18 protein-coding genes are annotated in these 16701 nt (G+C 61.9%); all 18 read right to left on the reverse strand.

Translation table 11 applies throughout. The features are described 5' to 3' along the window. Positions 1–328: 328 nt before the first annotated feature. Complete coding sequence (locus ACYCCG_RS24230) at positions 329–1120, reverse strand: amidohydrolase (protein WP_209967916.1); 792 nt, start codon at positions 1118–1120, stop codon at positions 329–331. Then, the gene (locus tag ACYCCG_RS24235; protein WP_176685537.1) at positions 1108–2256 is read right to left on the reverse strand and encodes a pyridoxal phosphate-dependent aminotransferase; all 1149 of its coding nucleotides are present in this window, start codon (positions 2254–2256) and stop codon (positions 1108–1110) included. Before ACYCCG_RS24235 ends, ACYCCG_RS24230 begins: the two co-directional genes overlap by 13 nt. Positions 2257–2407: 151 nt before the next feature. Continuing rightward, positions 2408–3871: a ribosome biogenesis GTPase Der gene (gene der / locus ACYCCG_RS24240; protein ID WP_339444427.1), complete on the reverse strand. Its 1464-nt coding sequence runs from the start codon at positions 3869–3871 to the stop codon at positions 2408–2410. A gap of 113 nt (positions 3872–3984) precedes the next feature. Continuing rightward, complete coding sequence (bamB, locus tag ACYCCG_RS24245; RefSeq protein ID WP_021781779.1) at positions 3985–5127, reverse strand: outer membrane protein assembly factor BamB; 1143 nt, start codon at positions 5125–5127, stop codon at positions 3985–3987. Continuing rightward, positions 5128–5769, reverse strand: a complete 642-nt coding sequence (locus ACYCCG_RS24250) for a tetratricopeptide repeat protein (RefSeq protein ID WP_176685535.1) — start codon at positions 5767–5769, stop codon at positions 5128–5130. A gap of 39 nt (positions 5770–5808) precedes the next feature. After that, positions 5809–7098: a histidine--tRNA ligase gene (gene hisS / locus ACYCCG_RS24255; RefSeq protein ID WP_003248516.1), complete on the reverse strand. Its 1290-nt coding sequence runs from the start codon at positions 7096–7098 to the stop codon at positions 5809–5811. A 25-nt stretch (positions 7099–7123) separates the two neighbouring features. Beyond that, on the reverse strand, positions 7124–8233 hold the full coding sequence (gene ispG / locus ACYCCG_RS24260) for a flavodoxin-dependent (E)-4-hydroxy-3-methylbut-2-enyl-diphosphate synthase (RefSeq protein ID WP_021781776.1): 1110 nt from the start codon (positions 8231–8233) through the stop codon (positions 7124–7126). Positions 8234–8236: 3 nt separating this feature from the next. After that, the gene (locus tag ACYCCG_RS24265; RefSeq protein ID WP_459672033.1) at positions 8237–9241 is read right to left on the reverse strand and encodes a RodZ domain-containing protein; all 1005 of its coding nucleotides are present in this window, start codon (positions 9239–9241) and stop codon (positions 8237–8239) included. After that, complete coding sequence (pilW, locus tag ACYCCG_RS24270; RefSeq protein ID WP_176685532.1) at positions 9238–9996, reverse strand: type IV pilus biogenesis/stability protein PilW; 759 nt, start codon at positions 9994–9996, stop codon at positions 9238–9240. The genes ACYCCG_RS24265 and pilW overlap by 4 nt, the downstream gene beginning before the upstream one ends. A 14-nt stretch (positions 9997–10010) precedes the next feature. Further along, entirely contained in the window at positions 10011–11156 is a 1146-nt protein-coding gene (gene rlmN, locus ACYCCG_RS24275) for a dual-specificity RNA methyltransferase RlmN (protein WP_021781773.1), read from the reverse strand. Positions 11157–11184: 28 nt separating this feature from the next. Beyond that, positions 11185–11610, reverse strand: coding sequence for a nucleoside-diphosphate kinase (gene ndk / locus ACYCCG_RS24280; RefSeq protein WP_459672034.1), 426 nt, complete (start codon positions 11608–11610; stop codon positions 11185–11187). Between the two features lie 88 nt (positions 11611–11698). Beyond that, the gene (gene iscX / locus ACYCCG_RS24285; protein WP_003248529.1) at positions 11699–11899 is read right to left on the reverse strand and encodes a Fe-S cluster assembly protein IscX; all 201 of its coding nucleotides are present in this window, start codon (positions 11897–11899) and stop codon (positions 11699–11701) included. A gap of 10 nt (positions 11900–11909) precedes the next feature. Beyond that, complete coding sequence (gene fdx / locus ACYCCG_RS24290) at positions 11910–12251, reverse strand: ISC system 2Fe-2S type ferredoxin (protein ID WP_252459017.1); 342 nt, start codon at positions 12249–12251, stop codon at positions 11910–11912. Positions 12252–12254: 3 nt separating this feature from the next. Further along, positions 12255–14117, reverse strand: a complete 1863-nt coding sequence (hscA, locus tag ACYCCG_RS24295) for a Fe-S protein assembly chaperone HscA (RefSeq protein ID WP_021781771.1) — start codon at positions 14115–14117, stop codon at positions 12255–12257. 43 nt (positions 14118–14160) lie between these two features. Further along, positions 14161–14682 carry a co-chaperone HscB gene (gene hscB, locus ACYCCG_RS24300; protein WP_209967925.1) on the reverse strand — a complete coding sequence of 174 codons (522 nt, stop codon included), beginning with the start codon at positions 14680–14682 and terminating at the stop codon, positions 14161–14163. Positions 14683–14690: 8 nt separating this feature from the next. Then, positions 14691–15014 carry an iron-sulfur cluster assembly protein IscA gene (gene iscA / locus ACYCCG_RS24305; RefSeq protein WP_003248536.1) on the reverse strand — a complete coding sequence of 108 codons (324 nt, stop codon included), beginning with the start codon at positions 15012–15014 and terminating at the stop codon, positions 14691–14693. A 28-nt stretch (positions 15015–15042) separates the two neighbouring features. Continuing rightward, on the reverse strand, positions 15043–15429 hold the full coding sequence (gene iscU / locus ACYCCG_RS24310; protein ID WP_003248539.1) for a Fe-S cluster assembly scaffold IscU: 387 nt from the start codon (positions 15427–15429) through the stop codon (positions 15043–15045). A 46-nt stretch (positions 15430–15475) separates the two neighbouring features. Further along, entirely contained in the window at positions 15476–16690 is a 1215-nt protein-coding gene (locus ACYCCG_RS24315; RefSeq protein ID WP_003248541.1) for an IscS subfamily cysteine desulfurase, read from the reverse strand. Between the last annotated feature and the right edge of the window lie 11 nt (positions 16691–16701).

Raw genomic sequence — 16701 nt, forward strand, 5'->3', positions numbered from 1 at the left:
TCGCGGGTGAACCCGCTCCTACACGACGGCCTGAGTCCGACCCCAGATGCGTGTCCACCTCCGATCTGCGTAGGAGCGGGTTTACCCGCGAATACGGTGGCGGCGGCAACGGTGAACGGCGGGTGGAAATTGGCCAGCAGGGCCGGCCTCTTCGCGGGTGAACCCGCTCCTACACGGCCTGAGTCCGACCCCAGATGCGTGTCCACCACCGATCTGCGTAGGAGCGGGTTTACCCGCGAATACGGTGGCGGCGGCAACGGTGAAGGGCCAGGGAGATTGGCCACCAGGCCCTTTCGCGGGCAGGCCCGCGAAGAAGCCGGCGCTGCTGTCAGTGCAGCTCGAAGGTATCGGCATCCAGGTTGGCCGGGAACTTGGCCCGGTACGCCGCCAGTTCCGACGCGCTCAGTACTGCAGTAAACACCCCGTCCGCCTCCCCGGCACTGAGCAGGCTCTCACCCTGGAAATCCAGCACCTGGCTGTCACCAGAATAAGCAAAGCCTTTACCGTCCGTGCCCACCCGGTTCACCGCCGCCACATAGCACAGGTTTTCGATGCCCCGCGCCGGCAGCAGACGGTTCCAGTGCTGGCGGCGCGCGGCCGGCCAGTTGGCGGTATACAGCAGCAGGTCAGTGTCCTGGGCGTCGCGGCTCCACACCGGGAAGCGCAGGTCGTAGCAGATCAGCGGGCGAATCCGCCAGCCCTTGACCTCGAACTGCACCTGCCGCTCGCCTGGGGTGTAATGTTTGTGCTCACCGGCCATGCGGAACAGGTGGCGTTTGTCGTAGTGCAGAATCTCGCCGTCCGGCCGCGCCCACAACAGGCGGTTGCGGTGGCTGCCATCGGCCGCCTGGATGATCACACTGCCGGTAATCACCGCGTTGTGCTTCTTTGCCTGGGCCTTCAACCATTTGTAGGTCGGACCGTTCTCCGGCTCGCACAGGCTTTCCGACTGCATCGAAAAGCCGGTGGTGAACATTTCCGGCAGGATCACCAAGTCCACCTCGCCCACCTGCTCCAGCAGCACCTCGAAATGTGCGTAGTTGGCCTCGCGGTCGTGCCAGGCCAGGGTGGTTTGCACCAGGGCGACTTTCAGGTTCGGCAGTGTACTCAAATCGCGCATAGTCTTTCCGCTGCCTGACGCAGCGTCTCCTCTCGTTTGGCAAAGCACAGGCGCACCAGGCGTTGCTCGGGGATGGGTTGCTGGTAGAACACCGATACCGGGATGGTCGCCACGCCGTGCTCACGCGTCAGCCACAGCGACATGTCGACGTCGTTCAGGTCCGGGCGGATTTGCGAATAGTCCACCAGTTGGAAATAAGTGCCCGTCGTGCGGGTAAAGTTGAAACGCGAGCCTCCCAGCAAACCGCAGAACAGGTCGCGCTTGGCCTGGTAAAAGGCCGGCAACTCATCAATATGCTCGGGGTGCTCGGCCATGAAATCGGCCAAGGCACACTGCAGCGGCGTCACCCCACAGAAGTTGACGTACTGGTGCACTTTGCGCAGCTCGGCGCTCAGGGCAGGCGGTGCGATCACGTACCCGGTCTTCCAGCCGGTAACGTGGTACGTCTTGCCGAACGAACTGACCACGAAGGCACGCGAGTACAACTGCTCATGGGCCAGCACGCTGGCGTGGCGTACGCCGTCGTAGACCAGGTGCTCGTACACTTCATCGCTGACCAGGTAGATATCGCGGTCGGCAATAAGCGCGGCCAGCTGGTCGAGGTCTTCGCGAGTGATCAGCGCGCCGCTGGGGTTGTGTGGCGAGTTGAGGATGACCATGCGCGTGCGCGGGCTCAAGGCATCGCTGAATTTCTGCCAGTCGATACGGAAGGTGCCGTCGCTCAACTGCACATGAACACAGCGGCCACCGGCCAGCTCCACCGACGGCTCGTAACTGTCGTAGCAGGGGTCGAAGACGATCACTTCGTCACCGGCATGTACCACCGCCTGGATGGCACAGAAAATAGCCTCGGTGGCGCCGGGGGTGATAGTCACTTCCTGATCGGCATCCACCCTGGCCCCATACAGCCGCTCGACCTTGGCCGCTACCTGCTGGCGCAAGGCCGGCAGGCCGGTCATCGGCGAATACTGGTTATGCCCGGCAGCCACGTGCCGGCCCACTGCATCAAGCAGGGCCTGCGGGCCATTGAAGTCAGGAAAACCCTGGGACAGGTTGAGCGCGCCAGCCTGCACGGCGAGCTGGGACATGGTGGTGAAGATGGTCGTGCCGACATTCGGCAGTTTGCTGCGGATCATGGAGCCCTCTTTCCTGGGGTATATCCGGCACGGGGTGGAGTCCGAGCATAGCGGATCAAGCGGTCAGGAAAAAGGTTGAAACAATAGGGGGATTGCTCTGGATCAAGGGGCGTCTGTGGGGGCGACCTTGCCCGCCCCCACATGGCGCTACTTAACGTTTGTCGCGACGCTTCTTCTCGGCCTTCTTGTGGTGCGACATCAGGCGGCGCTTCTTGTTGACCTGGCGATCGGTAAGGGTGTTCTTCTTGCCCTCGTACGGGTTCTCACCCCCCTTGTACTCGATACGGATCGGCGTACCGACCAGCTTGAGCACCCGACGATAGGTGTTTTCCAGGTAACGCGAGTACGACTTGGGAATGCTGTCGGTCTGGTTGCCGTGGATCACGATCAGCGGCGGGTTGGCACCGCCGAGGTGGGCATAGCGCAGCTTGATGCGGCGACCATTGACCATCGGCGGCTGGTGCTCACTCACGGCATCTTCGAGGATTTGCGTCAGGCGGCTGGTTGGCCAACGGGTAACCGCGGACATGAACGCAGCCTGTACCGACTTGTACAAGTTGCCCACGCCCGTGCCATGCAGCGCGGAAATGAAGTGGATGTCGGCAAAGTCGACGAAGAACAGCCGGCGCTCCAGCTCGGTCTTCACGTAAGCACGCTCACCTGGCTCCATGCCATCCCACTTGTTCAGGGCAATGACGATGGCGCGACCGGCTTCAAGGGCGAAGCCCAGCAGGTTCAGGTCATGGTCGACCACACCTTCGCGGGCATCCATGACGAAGATGACGACGTTGGCGTCCTTGATCGCCTGCAGCGTCTTCACTACCGAGAACTTCTCGACTTCCTCGTGGATCTTGCCCCGCTTGCGCACCCCGGCGGTGTCGATGAAGGTGTACTTCTCGCCATCGCGCTCGAACGGGATGTAGATACTGTCACGGGTGGTGCCTGGCTCGTCGTAGACCACCACACGCTCTTCGCCGAGCATGCGGTTGACCAGCGTCGACTTGCCAACGTTCGGGCGACCGATGATGGCGATCTTGATGCCATCCTTCTCGCTTGGGCCAGGAATGCGCACGGCTTCCTCACCTTCAGCGACGTCCTGGTCGAGGGCTTCCTCTTCGGCATCGCGCGGCAAGTGGCCGAGCACGGCTTCCATCAGGGCACTGATACCACGGCCCTGGGAGCCCGCCACCGGGATGGCGTTACCCATGCCCATTGGCGAGAATTCGGCGCGGGCAACGTCGGGGTCGATGTTGTCGATCTTGTTGGCAACCAGGATCGCCGACTTGTTCCGCTTGCGCAGGTGCTCGGCGATCATCTGGTCGGCTGCGGTCATGCCCGCACGGGCATCAACCAGGAACAGCACGTAGTCGGCTTCTTCGATGGCCATGAGCGACTGCTCGGCCATTTTCTCGTCCATGCCCACTTCGTCACCGGTGATACCACCGGTGTCGATCAGGATGAAGGAGCGACCCTGCCAGCTGGCATCACCATACTGGCGGTCACGGGTCAGGCCCGACAGGTCACCGACGATGGCATCGCGGGTCTTGGTCAGGCGGTTGAACATGGTGGATTTGCCGACGTTCGGGCGGCCCACCAGGGCAATTACGGGAACCATCGGCTCTCCACTCTCGAATTCTTGAAAATGCAAAGGCCGCTGCAAGGCAGCGGCCGGAGTACGGGCGGCGCGTACGCCGCGACTTGAAGCCGGTCAAGGCTTCAAGCATAGCTTCAGCGGATGGTCAGTGCCTCGAGCTTGCCGCTGTTGCCAAAGACATAGATGGTGTCGCCGACCACAAGCGGGCGGGCGCGCAGGCCATCGCTGTCGATGCGCTCACGGCCGACGAAACGACCATCGACCTGGCTGAGCAAGTGCAGGTAACCTTCGAAGTCCCCTACCGCTACGTAGCTGGAGAACACTTCAGGCGCGGTCAGTTGGCGACGCGCCATCGAGTCGTTGGTCCACAGGGCACTGGAAGAACGCTCATCGATACCCTCGACCGAGCCAGAAGCCTCGCTCACATAGACGTTACCGAAGCCCTGGGCGACACCCACGTAGCTGGAGGCATCGCGCTGCCACAGCTCGCGGCCGCTTTCCAGGTCCAGGCCAGCAACGCGTCCCTGGTAAGTGCTGACGTACAAGATACCACCGGACAGCAGCAGGCCGCCGTCAATGTCGACCACACGGTCCAGCTCGGAACGGCCCTGCGGGATGGCCACGCGGCTTTCCCACACCGGCACACCATTGTTGATGTCCACCGCCACAACCTTGCCGGTAGACAGGCCGGCAACAGCCAGGCGGTTGGTGGCGATCGGTGCACCGGTGCCACGCAGCGTCAGCACGGCCGGGGAGTTCTCGTAGATCCAACGGCGGTCGCCAGTGGCGGCATCCAGGCCAATCAGGCGGTCGTCCTGGGTCTGCACCACCACCACGTCACCGTTGTTGGCAGGCGGGGCCAGCACTTCGCTGGTCACGCGCGAGCGCCAACGCTCTTCACCGGTGCTGGAGTCCAGGGCAATGACTTCACCCTTGAGGGTACCGAGCATGACCAGGCCGTAGCCCACGCCAACTGCGCCGGAAACCTTCAGCTCCAGGTCCTTCTTCCACACCACGTCACCGGTGATGCGATCAAGGGCATAGACTTCGCCGTTGACGTCGGAAGCGTAGATGCGGTCGTTCTCGATGGCCGGGACCAGGGTGTTGTAGGTTTCACCCTGGCCGTCACCGATCGAACGGCTCCACTGCTTCTTCAGCACCACTTCCTCGGTGAACTTGGTCAGCTCGGCCGGGGGCAGTTCCTTCTTGCTGTTGCTGCTGCAACCCGCGGCCAGTACGGCCAGGGTCAGCACTGCTGCATGTTTCCAACCGATCACTTACGCGTCCCCTTTAGCCAGGTCATCCAGCTTCAATTGCAAGCCACCGACCGCCGCGTCATCGGACAGCGCGGCCTTGGCTTTTTCGTAAGCGCTGTGTGCGTCGTCGGCGCGACCCAGCTGAACCAGCAGGTCACCCTTCAACTCTTCACGGCTGGCCAGAAAAGCTTTGTCGGCGTCGCCGTCGAGCAGCTTCAGGGCATCTTCGGCCTTGTTCTGGGCTGCCAGTACGCGCGCCAGACGCTGACGCGAAATCTCGCCCAGGGTGACGTCGGCCGGATTGTCCAGCACGCTTTTCAGCTCCGCTGCGGCGTCATCGAGCTTGCCGCTGTCGACCGCGACCTTGGCCACGAACAGGCTGCCGTACTGGGCGTAAGCGGTGCCGCCAAACTCGCTCTTGAGCTTGCCGGCCAGCTCCGCGACCTTGGTGGTGTCCGGCTGGCCGGTCGGTGTCAGGCTGGTTTCAATCAACGCCTGATACAACTGCGAGGCACCTTGCGACTGGTTGTTCTGGTACTTGTGCCAGGTATTCCAGCCCAACACCACCACGCCAGCCAGCAATGCGCCGGTCAGCAGCGGCTTGCCGTTGCGGCTCCACCAGTCCTTGATCCCTGCCAGGTCATCATCATCGGTACTCGACACCCCAATACTCCTTTTCGCCTATTCGCTTGTTGAACCGCGTTACGCCTGCGCGATCGCGGTTTCCAGGTGCTCTGCAAGAGCATCCCAGGCAATGTTCTGTTGTTCGCCCTGGCCGCGCAGGGGCTTCAAGCCGATTTCTTGCTTGGCCAGCTCGTCGTCGCCGAGGATCAGGGCGAACAGTGCACCGCTCTTGTCGGCTTTCTTGAACTGGCTCTTGAAGCTGCCACCACCGGCGTTGACGGCCAGGCGCAGGCCCGGCAAGCGGTCGCGCAGGCCTTCGGACAGGCGCAGGCCGGCCAGCTCCGCCTGCTCGCCAAAGGCGCACAGGTACACGTCGATCTGGCGGCTGATGGACTCCGGCACTTTGCCCAGGGTTTCCAACAGCAGGATCAGGCGCTCGATGCCCATGGCGAAACCAACGCCAGTGGTCGGCTTGCCACCCATCTGTTCGACCAGGCCGTCGTAACGGCCACCCGCGCACACTGTGCCCTGGGCGCCGAGCTTGTCGGTTACCCACTCGAACACGGTCTTGCTGTAATAGTCCAGGCCACGTACCAGCTTGGTGTTGATCACGAACGGAATACCGGCGGCATCCAGGCGGGCCTTGAGGCCCTCGAAGTGCACGCGCGATTCTTCGTCCAGGTAGTCTTCCAGCTTCGGCGCGCCGACCAGCACCGCCTGGGTGTTCTGGTCCTTGCTGTCGAGGATGCGCAGCGGGTTGCTCTTCAGGCGACGCTGGCTGTCTTCGTCCAACTGCTCCAGACGCGCCGAAAGGAACTCGACCAGCGCGTCACGGTAGCGTGCGCGGGCTTCACTGGTGCCCAGGCTGTTGAGCTCGAGCTTGACCGCGTCCTGGATGCCCAGCAGGCCCCACAGGCGCCAGGTCAACATGATCAGCTCGGCATCGATGTCCGGGCCGTCCAGGTTGAACACTTCCACGCCAATCTGATGGAACTGACGGTAACGGCCCTTCTGCGGACGCTCGTGGCGGAACATCTGGCCGATGTACCACAGCTTCTGCACCTGACCGTTGCCGGTGATGCCGTGCTCGAGCACCGCTCGCACGCAGGCAGCGGTGCCTTCAGGACGCAGGGTCAGCGAATCGCCGTTGCGGTCCTCGAAGGTGTACATCTCTTTTTCGACGATGTCGGTCACTTCACCGATCGAGCGTTTGAACAGCTCGGTGAACTCGACGATCGGCGTGCGGATCTGGCTGTACCCGTAGGTGTCCAGCAGACCGGCCACGGTGCCTTCGAAGTAGCGCCACAGCGGCGACTGTTCTGGCAGGATGTCGTTCATGCCACGAATGGCTTGCAGCGATTTGCTCACGAAAAGTCCTTACGAATTCGGTGTGTCAGCCACGGACGATCAGCGCCGCGTCGGCTTCGGCCTTTTCGGCCGCTTTCTGGCGGATGAGCTTTTCCAGCTCATCGACCAGGTTGTCATTGGTCAGTTTCTGGGCAGGCTTGCCGTCGATGTAGATCAGGTTCGGCGTGCCGCCGGTCAACCCAACATGGGCTTCCTTGGCTTCACCCGGACCGTTGACCACGCAACCAATCACCGCCACATCCAGCGGCACCAGCAGGTCTTCCAGACGCCCTTCCAGCTCGTTCATGGTCTTGACCACATCGAAGTTCTGCCGCGAGCAGCTCGGGCAGGCGATGAAGTTGATACCACGCGAACGCAGATGCAGCGACTTGAGGATGTCGTAGCCGACTTTCACTTCTTCGACCGGGTCGGCCGCCAGCGAGATACGGATGGTATCGCCAATACCTTCGGCCAGCAGCATACCGAGGCCGACGGCGGACTTCACCGTCCCCGAGCGCAGGCCGCCGGCTTCAGTGATGCCCAGATGCAGCGGCTGTACGATCTGTTTGGCCAACAGGCGGTAGGCTTCGACAGCCATGAACACGTCCGAGGCCTTGACGCTGACCTTGAAGTCCTGGAAATCCAGGCGGTCGAGATGCTCGACGTGACGCAGGGCCGACTCGACCAGCGCAGCCGGGGTCGGTTCGCCGTACTTCTTCTGCAGGTCTTTTTCCAGCGAACCGGCGTTGACCCCGATACGAATCGGAATGCCACGGTCGCGGGCGGCATCGACCACGGCGCGCACACGGTCTTCACGGCCGATGTTGCCCGGGTTGATACGCAGGCAATCAACACCCAGCTCGGCAACGCGCAATGCGATCTTGTAGTCGAAATGGATGTCGGCGACCAGCGGCACGCTGACCAGTTGCTTGATCTTGCCAAAAGCTTCGGCCGCGTCCATGTCCGGCACCGAGACCCGCACGATGTCCACGCCGGCATCGACCAGACGCTGGATTTGCGCCACGGTGGCAGCGACATCGTTGGTGTCGGTGTTGGTCATGCTCTGCACCGCGATGGGCGCATCACCGCCCACCGGCACATTGCCAACCCAGATTTTGCGGGATTCGCGACGCTTGATCGGAGATTCGCCGTGCATGACTTACTGTCCCAACTTCAGGCGAGCAGTCTCGCCACTGGTGAACGGAGCAACATCGACGGCCTGGCCGTTGTAGCTGACCTGGGCGCCCCGGGCAAAGCCCAGGCGTACCGAGAAAGGCGGCTTGCCGGTCAGCTCGAGGTTGTCCCCCTTGCGCTTGATGGCGCTGAACAGCACCTTGCCGTTGCCGTCGCTGACCTGGGTCCAGCAATCGGCGGTGAACTGAATGGCGACCTTGGCACTGCCAGTCGGCACCGCGGCAGGCTCAGCGGCGGCCGGTGCAGGTGCAGCAGCGGCCTGTACCGGGGGCGTAACCGGAGCAGGCGAAGCAGCAGGTGCGGGTTGCGCAGGCGCTTGCTGTGCCGGAGCAGGCGCTGCGGCAATGGCTGGCTCCGAGCTTACCGGCGCCTGTTCAGCGGCAGCAGGCTGCTCGGCAGCGCCTCGCTCCAGCGCCAGCGGTGCACTTTCAGCTTGCTGGCCAACGGAAACGGCCTGGTCTTCAGGCTCATCGAGCGGGTGAATCTGTGTCGTGCCGTCGGCGCTTTCGACCTCGACGTGCTCCAGGGCAATCTTGGCCAGCTCCTTGCCCCGCAGGCTGCCCTGGTCCTGCCACCAGAAAAAGCCACCACCGACAACAGCCACCAGCAACAACAGGCTGACGCCGCGCAGGATGTTGTGCGACAGCCGCACAGGCTCTTCGATACGGCCCAGCGAATGCACGTCGCTGCCTTTGGCGTGGGTACCGGTGTAGCGGTCGAAGGCATCTACCAGGGCGGCCTGGTCGAGGTCCATCAACTTGGCGTAGGCACGAATGTAGCCACGAGCGAAAGTATGCCCGGGCAGCTTGTCGAAGGCGCCGGTTTCCACATGGTTCAACGAACTGACAGTGAGGTTGAGCTTGCGGGCCACCTCGGCTTGAGACCAGTCCCGTTTCTCACGGGCCAGGCGCAAAAGCTCACCGGGGTTCTGGCCAGGCGCTACTGCTACTTCGGGATGCGCGGCGTTCATCGTTGCTCCGACAGGTATTGCTGGTATTCCGGCGTACCGGGATAAAGTCGTTGTAATTGCTGGCCCAATTCGGCCAGTGCGCCCTGCTCGTCGAACACCCTGGCAAGGCGGCTGCCCAGCAGCAGGCTACGGGCGTCGTGGTCGCTCAACTGGCTGAAACGATCGTAGTAGTCCCGGGCCGGCACATAATGCCTGTTTTCGTAGGACAACTCAGCCATTTCCAGCAACGCTTTTGGTTGGTGCTGGTTGAGTTGTAACGCTTTCAACAGATACGCGTGCGCCTGATCGCGGCGTTCGAGCTTCAGGGCGGTCAGGCCCAGATTTTCGTACACGCGTGAGCGCTCAGGATACAGGGTATCGGCACTGGCCAGGCGAAACATCTGCTTGGCCTCGGCAAATCGCCCCTGAGCATAAAGGAAACTGCCGTAATTGTTGCGAATTCGCGTGTCACCGCGACTTATCAGCAAGGCCTTGCGAAAGTGTGCTTCGGCCAGCGCCGGCTCACCTTCGGCTTGAAACACTACCGCCAGTGCCGCGTGCGCGTCGACATCCTGGTCATCCAGTGCCAGGGCCTTGCCCAGCGGCGCCTTGGCCTGTTCGGTCAAACCTTGTTGCAAATAACCCAAGCCAAGCTGTACATAAGCCCGCCCCGCCTCCACTCTGCCCTGGCGGCTGGCCAAGGGGTCGCTCGCGCCGCCTGACACGCAGCCGGCCAGCAGCGAAAGCGCAAGGATCGACGCGGCGCGCAGGCTCATGGGCAAGGTACCTGTCAGTGGCTGGCGGCGCTGTCTGGCAGTTCGACGTCCGCAGAAAGCTGGCGAACAGCGATATAGCGCTCACTGCGGCGGGTACGGTCATTGACCTGACCGACCAGTTGGCCACAGGCAGCGTCGATGTCGTCGCCGCGCGTGGTACGGGTGGTGACGTTGAAGCCACCGTGGTGCAGCAGATCCTGGAAGCGACGAATGGCGTTGTTGCTTGGTCGCTCGTAGCCCGAATGCGGGAACGGGTTGAACGGGATCAGGTTGATCTTGCAGGGTACATCGCGCAACAGTTCGATCATCTGCGCGGCATGCTCGGGTTGGTCGTTGACGTCCTTGAGCAGGGTGTACTCGATGGTGAGCACGCGCTTGCCGCCCAAGGTGGACATGTAGCCCATGCACGATTCCAGCAGCATCTTCAGCGGGTACTTCTTGTTGATCGGCACCAGCTTGTTGCGCAGTTCGTCGTTCGGCGCGTGCAGCGACAGGGCCAGCGACACGTCGATGTGCTTGGCCAGCTCGTCGATCATCGGCACCACGCCCGAGGTGGACAAGGTGACACGACGCTTGGAAATGCCATAGCCAAGGTCATCCATCATGATTTTCATGGCGGCAATGACGTTGTCAAAGTTCAGCAAGGGCTCGCCCATGCCCATCATGACCACGTTGGTAATCGCGCGGTCGACTTTGGCAGGAACGGTCCCGAAGGATTTGTTGGCAAGCCACACCTGGCCGATCACTTCGGCGGCGGTAAGGTTGCTGTTGAAGCCTTGCTTGCCGGTGGAGCAGAAGCTGCAGTCCAGGGCACAGCCGGCTTGCGACGATACGCAGAGGGTGCCGCGGTCGTCGGTTGGAATATAGACGGTCTCGACGCAGCTGCCGGAGGCAACGCGGATCACCCATTTGCGGGTGCCGTCGGCGGAAATGTCTTCACTGACCACTTCCGGCGGGCGAATCTCGGCAACGGCCTCGAGCTTTTCGCGCAAGACCTTGCCTACGTTGGTCATGGCCGCAAAGTCGGACACGCCAAAATGGTGAATCCATTTCATCACCTGGCCGGCACGGAAGCGCTTCTCCCCGATAGAGTCGAAGAATTGTTCCATTTCCGGCTGGGTCAGACCCAACAGGTTGATTTTGCCAGTAGATGTCGTCATGGATTCACCCTCACCCGTAAGCTTTCGCTTAGCGAGTGGTTACCTCGGTAGCAGCGAAGAAGTAAGCGATTTCGCGAGCAGCAGCAGCTTCGGAGTCCGAACCGTGAACGGCGTTGGCGTCGATCGACTCGGCGAAGTCAGCACGGATGGTGCCGGCAGCAGCTTCTTTAGGGTTGGTAGCGCCCATCAGCTCACGGTTCTTGACGATGGCGTTCTCGCCTTCCAGAACCTGGACAACGACCGGACCGGAAGTCATGAAGGCAACCAGGTCACCGAAGAAGCCGCGCTCGCTGTGCTCAGCGTAGAAGCCTTCGGCTTCGGCTTTGGACAGTTGCTTCATTTTCGAGGCAACGATTTTCAGGCCGGCTTCTTCGAAGCGAGTGGTGATCTTGCCGATGACGTTTTTGGCAACAGCGTCAGGCTTGATGATGGAGAAAGTACGTTGAACAGCCATGGAAAACTCCAGAATATGAGTGTTACGAAAAATTAAACCCGCGAATTATACGCGGGTTCCGGGGGATTGCCTAACCTGCAAGTGACGCTTAGTCGGCTTCGTCGATCCAGGCGGCCTGGATTGCCTCGAGCACTTTCTCACCGCCGCGTGACGGATCGTCGCTGAACTCGGGCAATGCCAGCACCCAGCGGTGCAGGTCCACGAAATTCACATAACGAGGATCGACCTCAGGCTTGCTTTCTGCAAGCTGGATTGCGATCTCAAGTACATCAACCCATTTCAGACTCATGTACAGGCCCTCAGTGCGGTGCTTCGGCAGCGTGGTTGAGCGAATACTTGGGGATCTCGATGGTCAGGTCTTCGTCAGCGACGACCACCTGACAGCCAAGGCGCGACTGCGCCTCCAGGCCCCAGGCTTTGTCCAGCATGTCCTCTTCCAGTTCGTCAGCCTCTTCGAGCGAATCGAAGCCCTTGCGCACGATGCAGTGGCAAGTAGTACAGGCCTTGACGCCGCCGCAGGCACTTTCCATCTCGATGTGATGGTCGTGGGCCAGCTCCAGGATGTTGGTCCCGGGCTTGACCTCCACGGTCAGCCCCTCGGGGCAGAACTTCTCATGCGGCAGGAATGTCACCAGCGGCATCGATTACTCCTCGATCTCATTCAGGTTGCGCCCGGCCAGTGCGGCTTTGACCGTCGAATCAAGGCGACGGGCGGCAAATGCATCGGTCACCTGCGACAGACGCTTGGTCTGTTGCTCGATGGCTGCGCCATCGGTGCCGGCCAGCAAATCACGTAGTTCTTGCATCTGGAATTCGATGGCGTCGCGCTCGTCACTGCTGAGCAGGCGCTCGCCGTCGGCGTCCAGGGCGCCCTGTACCGCTTCGAGCAGCCGCTCGCCATCTACCTGATGCTCTCGCAGCTGGCGGGCGTGCTTGTCGGAACCGGCGTGTTCGAAGGAGTCCTTGAGCATGCGGGCGATTTCGCCGTCGGTCAGACCGTAGGACGGCTTGACCTGAATGCTGGCTTCCACGCCCGAACCCAGCTCGCGGGCAGCGACGCTGAGCAGGCCATCGGCATCCACCTGGAAGGTGACGCGGATTTTCGCAGCACCGGCAACCATGGCAGGAATGCCGCGCAGCTCGAAGCGGGCCAGCGAACGGCAGTCGCTGATCAGCTCGCGCTCGCCCTGCAGCACATGGATCATCATGGCCGACTGGCCATCTTTGTACGTGGTGAACTCCTGAGCGCGGGCCACTGGAATGGTGGTGTTACGCGGGATCACCTTCTCCATCAGCCCGCCCATGGTTTCAAGACCAAGCGACAGCGGGATGACATCGAGCAGCAGCAGCTCGCCACCTTCGCGGCGGTTGCCGGCCAGGGTGTCGGCCTGGATGGCGGCACCGATGGCCACCACCTGGTCCGGGTCGATCGAGGTCAGCGGGGTGCGCCCGAACAGCGCGCCCACGGCCTCACGCACACGCGGCACGCGGGTCGAACCACCGACCATGACCACGGCGCTGACCTCTTCCAGCTCAACACCACTGTCGCGCACGGCGCGGCGGCAAGCCTTCAGGCTGCGGGCAACCAGTGGTTCGATCATGGCTTCGAAGGCGCTACGGGTCAGCTCACCGTGCCAGGCACCGTGGCTGACGTTGACCACGTCAGCATCGGTCAGGGCTTCCTTGGCGGCGCAGGCGGTTTGCAGCAGCGCGCGCTGGGTAGCCGGGTCCAGATCGGACGACAGGCCAGCCTGCTCGATGATCCAGCCAGCAATAGCATGGTCGAAGTCATCACCACCCAGAGCGGTATCACCGCCGGTGGCCAGCACTTCGAATACACCAGCGGTCAGCCGCAGAATTGAAATATCGAAAGTGCCGCCGCCCAGATCATAGATGGCCACCACGCCTTCGGCGTTCTGGTCCAGGCCGTAGGCTACGGCGGCCGCAGTCGGTTCGTTGAGCAGGCGCAGCACGTTCAGGCCGGCCAGACGCGCAGCGTCTTTGGTAGCCTGACGCTGGGCGTCATCGAAATAGGCCGGCACGGTGATCACCGCGCCCACCAACTCGCCACCCAAGGTGGCTTCGGCACGCTCGCGCAACACCTTCAGGATGTCGGCAGACACTTCCACAGGGCTTTTCGGCCCCTGCACAGTGTCGATGAACGGCATATGCGATTCACCACCCACAAAACGGTATGGCAGTTGCTCGCCCAGCTGCTTGACGTCGGCCAGGCCGCGCCCCATCAGGCGCTTGACCGACAGCACGGTGTTAAACGGGTCGCTGGAGGCAGCATCACGCGCGGCCTGCCCCACTTCGATGCGCCCTTCGAGGTAGCGCACCGCGGACGGCAGAATGACGTTACCCTGCGCATCGGGCAGGGGCTCGCTACGGCCGCTGCGCAAAGCAGCAACCATTGAGTTGGTGGTGCCCAGGTCGATCCCAACCGCCAGGCGGCGCTGGTGCGGCTGAGGGCTTTGACCGGGTTCGGCAATCTGCAGTAGGGCCATGCTTATCTGAATACCTTAGGTGCCATCACGGGCAGCACCGGGGTTAATCGTCGAGGCGCTCTTCCAGTTGGCGCACTTCTTGGGCGAGCTTGTCGAGGAACTGCATGCGGCGCATCAGGCGTTCAGCCTTGTCGCGCTCGCCTGGGGCATCCCAGCAGCCGGCAAAGTCCTCATTCAGCGTGTCCTGGGCAACCTTCAGGCGCTTCTTGAACACGCCTACACCATCAAGGTCGGCTTCATCCTGCAGTTCTTCGAGCTCTTCACGCCACTGCATCTGCTGCAGCAGGAAGTCAGGGTCGTGGACCGTGACTTCCTGAGGCACTTCGTGGCCGCTGATGGCCAGCAGATAGCGCGCGCGACGCGGCGCACTGCGCAGCGTCTGGTAAGCGTCGTTGAGGGCCGCGGATTTTTCCAGCGCTATACGCTGCTCACGCTCGGAGGCGTCGGCAAAGCGGTCAGGATGGACTTCGCGGGCCAGCTCGCGATAGCGAGTGGCCAGCTTGTCGAGATCCAGACGGAAGCTTGGCTGGAGGTCAAACAATGCGTAATGACAAGGAGTACCCACAGCCAGCCTCAAACGTTGAAGCTTTCGCCGCAGCCACACTCACCGCGCACGTTGGGGTTGTTGAACTTGAAGCCTTCGTTCAACCCTTCCTTGACGAAATCCAGCTCGGTGCCATCGAGGTAAACCAGGCTCTTGGGATCGATGATCACCTTGACGCCATGGTTCTCGAACACCTGATCTTCGTCCGCCAGTTCGTCGACGAATTCCAGCACGTAGGCCAGACCCGAGCAACCGGTGGTGCGCACGCCCAGGCGAATGCCCTCACCTTTGCCGCGCCCGTCGAGGGAGCGGCGAATGTGGTTGGCGGCGGCTTCTGTCATGCTGATAGCCATCAGAACTCCTTACCTTGCAACAGGCGACTTAGATCAAGCCTTTCTTCTGCTTGTAGTCGCGTACGGCTGCCTTGATGGCATCCTCGGCGAGTACCGAGCAGTGGATCTTGACCGGCGGCAACGCCAGTTCTTCGGCCAGTTGGGTGTTCTTGATGGTTTCGGCCTCGTCCAGGGTCTTGCCCTTCATCCACTCGGTGGCGAGGGAGCTGGAGGCGATGGCCGAACCGCAGCCGTAGGTCTTGAACTTGGCGTCTTCGATAACGCCCTGCTCGTTGACCTTGATCTGCAGGCGCATCACGTCACCGCAGGCCGGGGCGCCGACCATGCCGGTGCCGACATCCGGGTCTTCGGCATTCATCTTGCCGACGTTGCGCGGGTTTTCGTAGTGGTCGATGACCTTTTCACTGTATGCCATGGTGCAATTCCTTCCTCATCAGGGAGCCGCTCTTGCCGGCGACTGCTTAGTGGGCGGCCCACTCGATCTTGGAGATGTCAACGCCGTCTTTGTACATATCCCACAGCGGCGACAGTTCACGCAATTTGTTGACAGCCTCGCAGACTTTCTGCGCGGCGTAGTCGACTTCTTCTTCGGTGGTGAAACGGCCGAAGGAGAAGCGGATCGAGCTGTGCGCCAGCTCGTCGTTGCGGCCCAGAGCACGCAGTACGTAGGACGGCTCGAGTGACGCGGAGGTACAGGCCGAACCGGACGATACAGCGATGTCTTTCAGCGACATCAGCAGCGATTCGCCTTCGACGTAGTTGAAGCTCAGGTTCAGGTTGTGCGGTACACGTGCAGTCTGGCTGCCATTGACGTACAGCTCTTCAAGGTTCGAGACCTGCTTGAAGAAGCGGTCGCTAAGGGCCTTGATGCGTGCGTTTTCTGCAACCATTTCCTGCTTGGCAATGGCGAAGGCTTCGCCCATGCCGACGATCTGGTGGGTCGGCAAGGTGCCCGAACGCATGCCGCGCTCATGACCGCCGCCGTGAATGATGGCTTCCAGGCGTACACGCGGCTTGCGGCTGACGTACAGTGCGCCGATGCCTTTCGGGCCATAGACCTTGTGCGCCGAGAACGACATCAGGTCGACCTTCAGCTTTTGCAGGTCGATTTCGACCTTGCCGGCCGACTGGGCGGCGTCGACATGGAACAGCACGCCGCGCGAACGGGTCAGTTCACCGATGGCGGCAATGTCGTTGATCGAGCCGACTTCGTTGTTCACATGCATCAGCGAGACCAGGATGGTGTCGTCGCGCAGCACCGCCTCTACCATGGCCGGGGTGACGATACCGTCTTCGCCCGGTTCCAGGTAGGTGACCTCAAAACCTTCACGCTCCAGCTGGCGAGCGGTATCCAGGACCGCCTTGTGCTCGATCTTGGAGGTAATGATGTGCTTGCCCTTGGTCTGATAGAAGTGCGCGACACCTTTGAGTGCGAGGTTGTCGGACTCGGTGGCACCGCTGGTCCAGACGATTTCACGCGGATCGGCGTTGATCAGCTCGGCAACCTGGCGGCGACCGTTTTCCACCGCTTCCTCGGCTTTCCAGCCAAAGACGTGGGAGCGCGAGGCCGGGTTACCGAAGTTTCCGTCGACCAGCAAGCAGTCGGCCATCTTCTGGGCCACGCGTGGGTCGACCGGAGTGGTCGCAGAGTAATCGAGGTAGATCGGCAACTTCATTTGTCTCTCCT

This window comes from Pseudomonas sp. VEM90 (genome assembly GCF_054611535.1).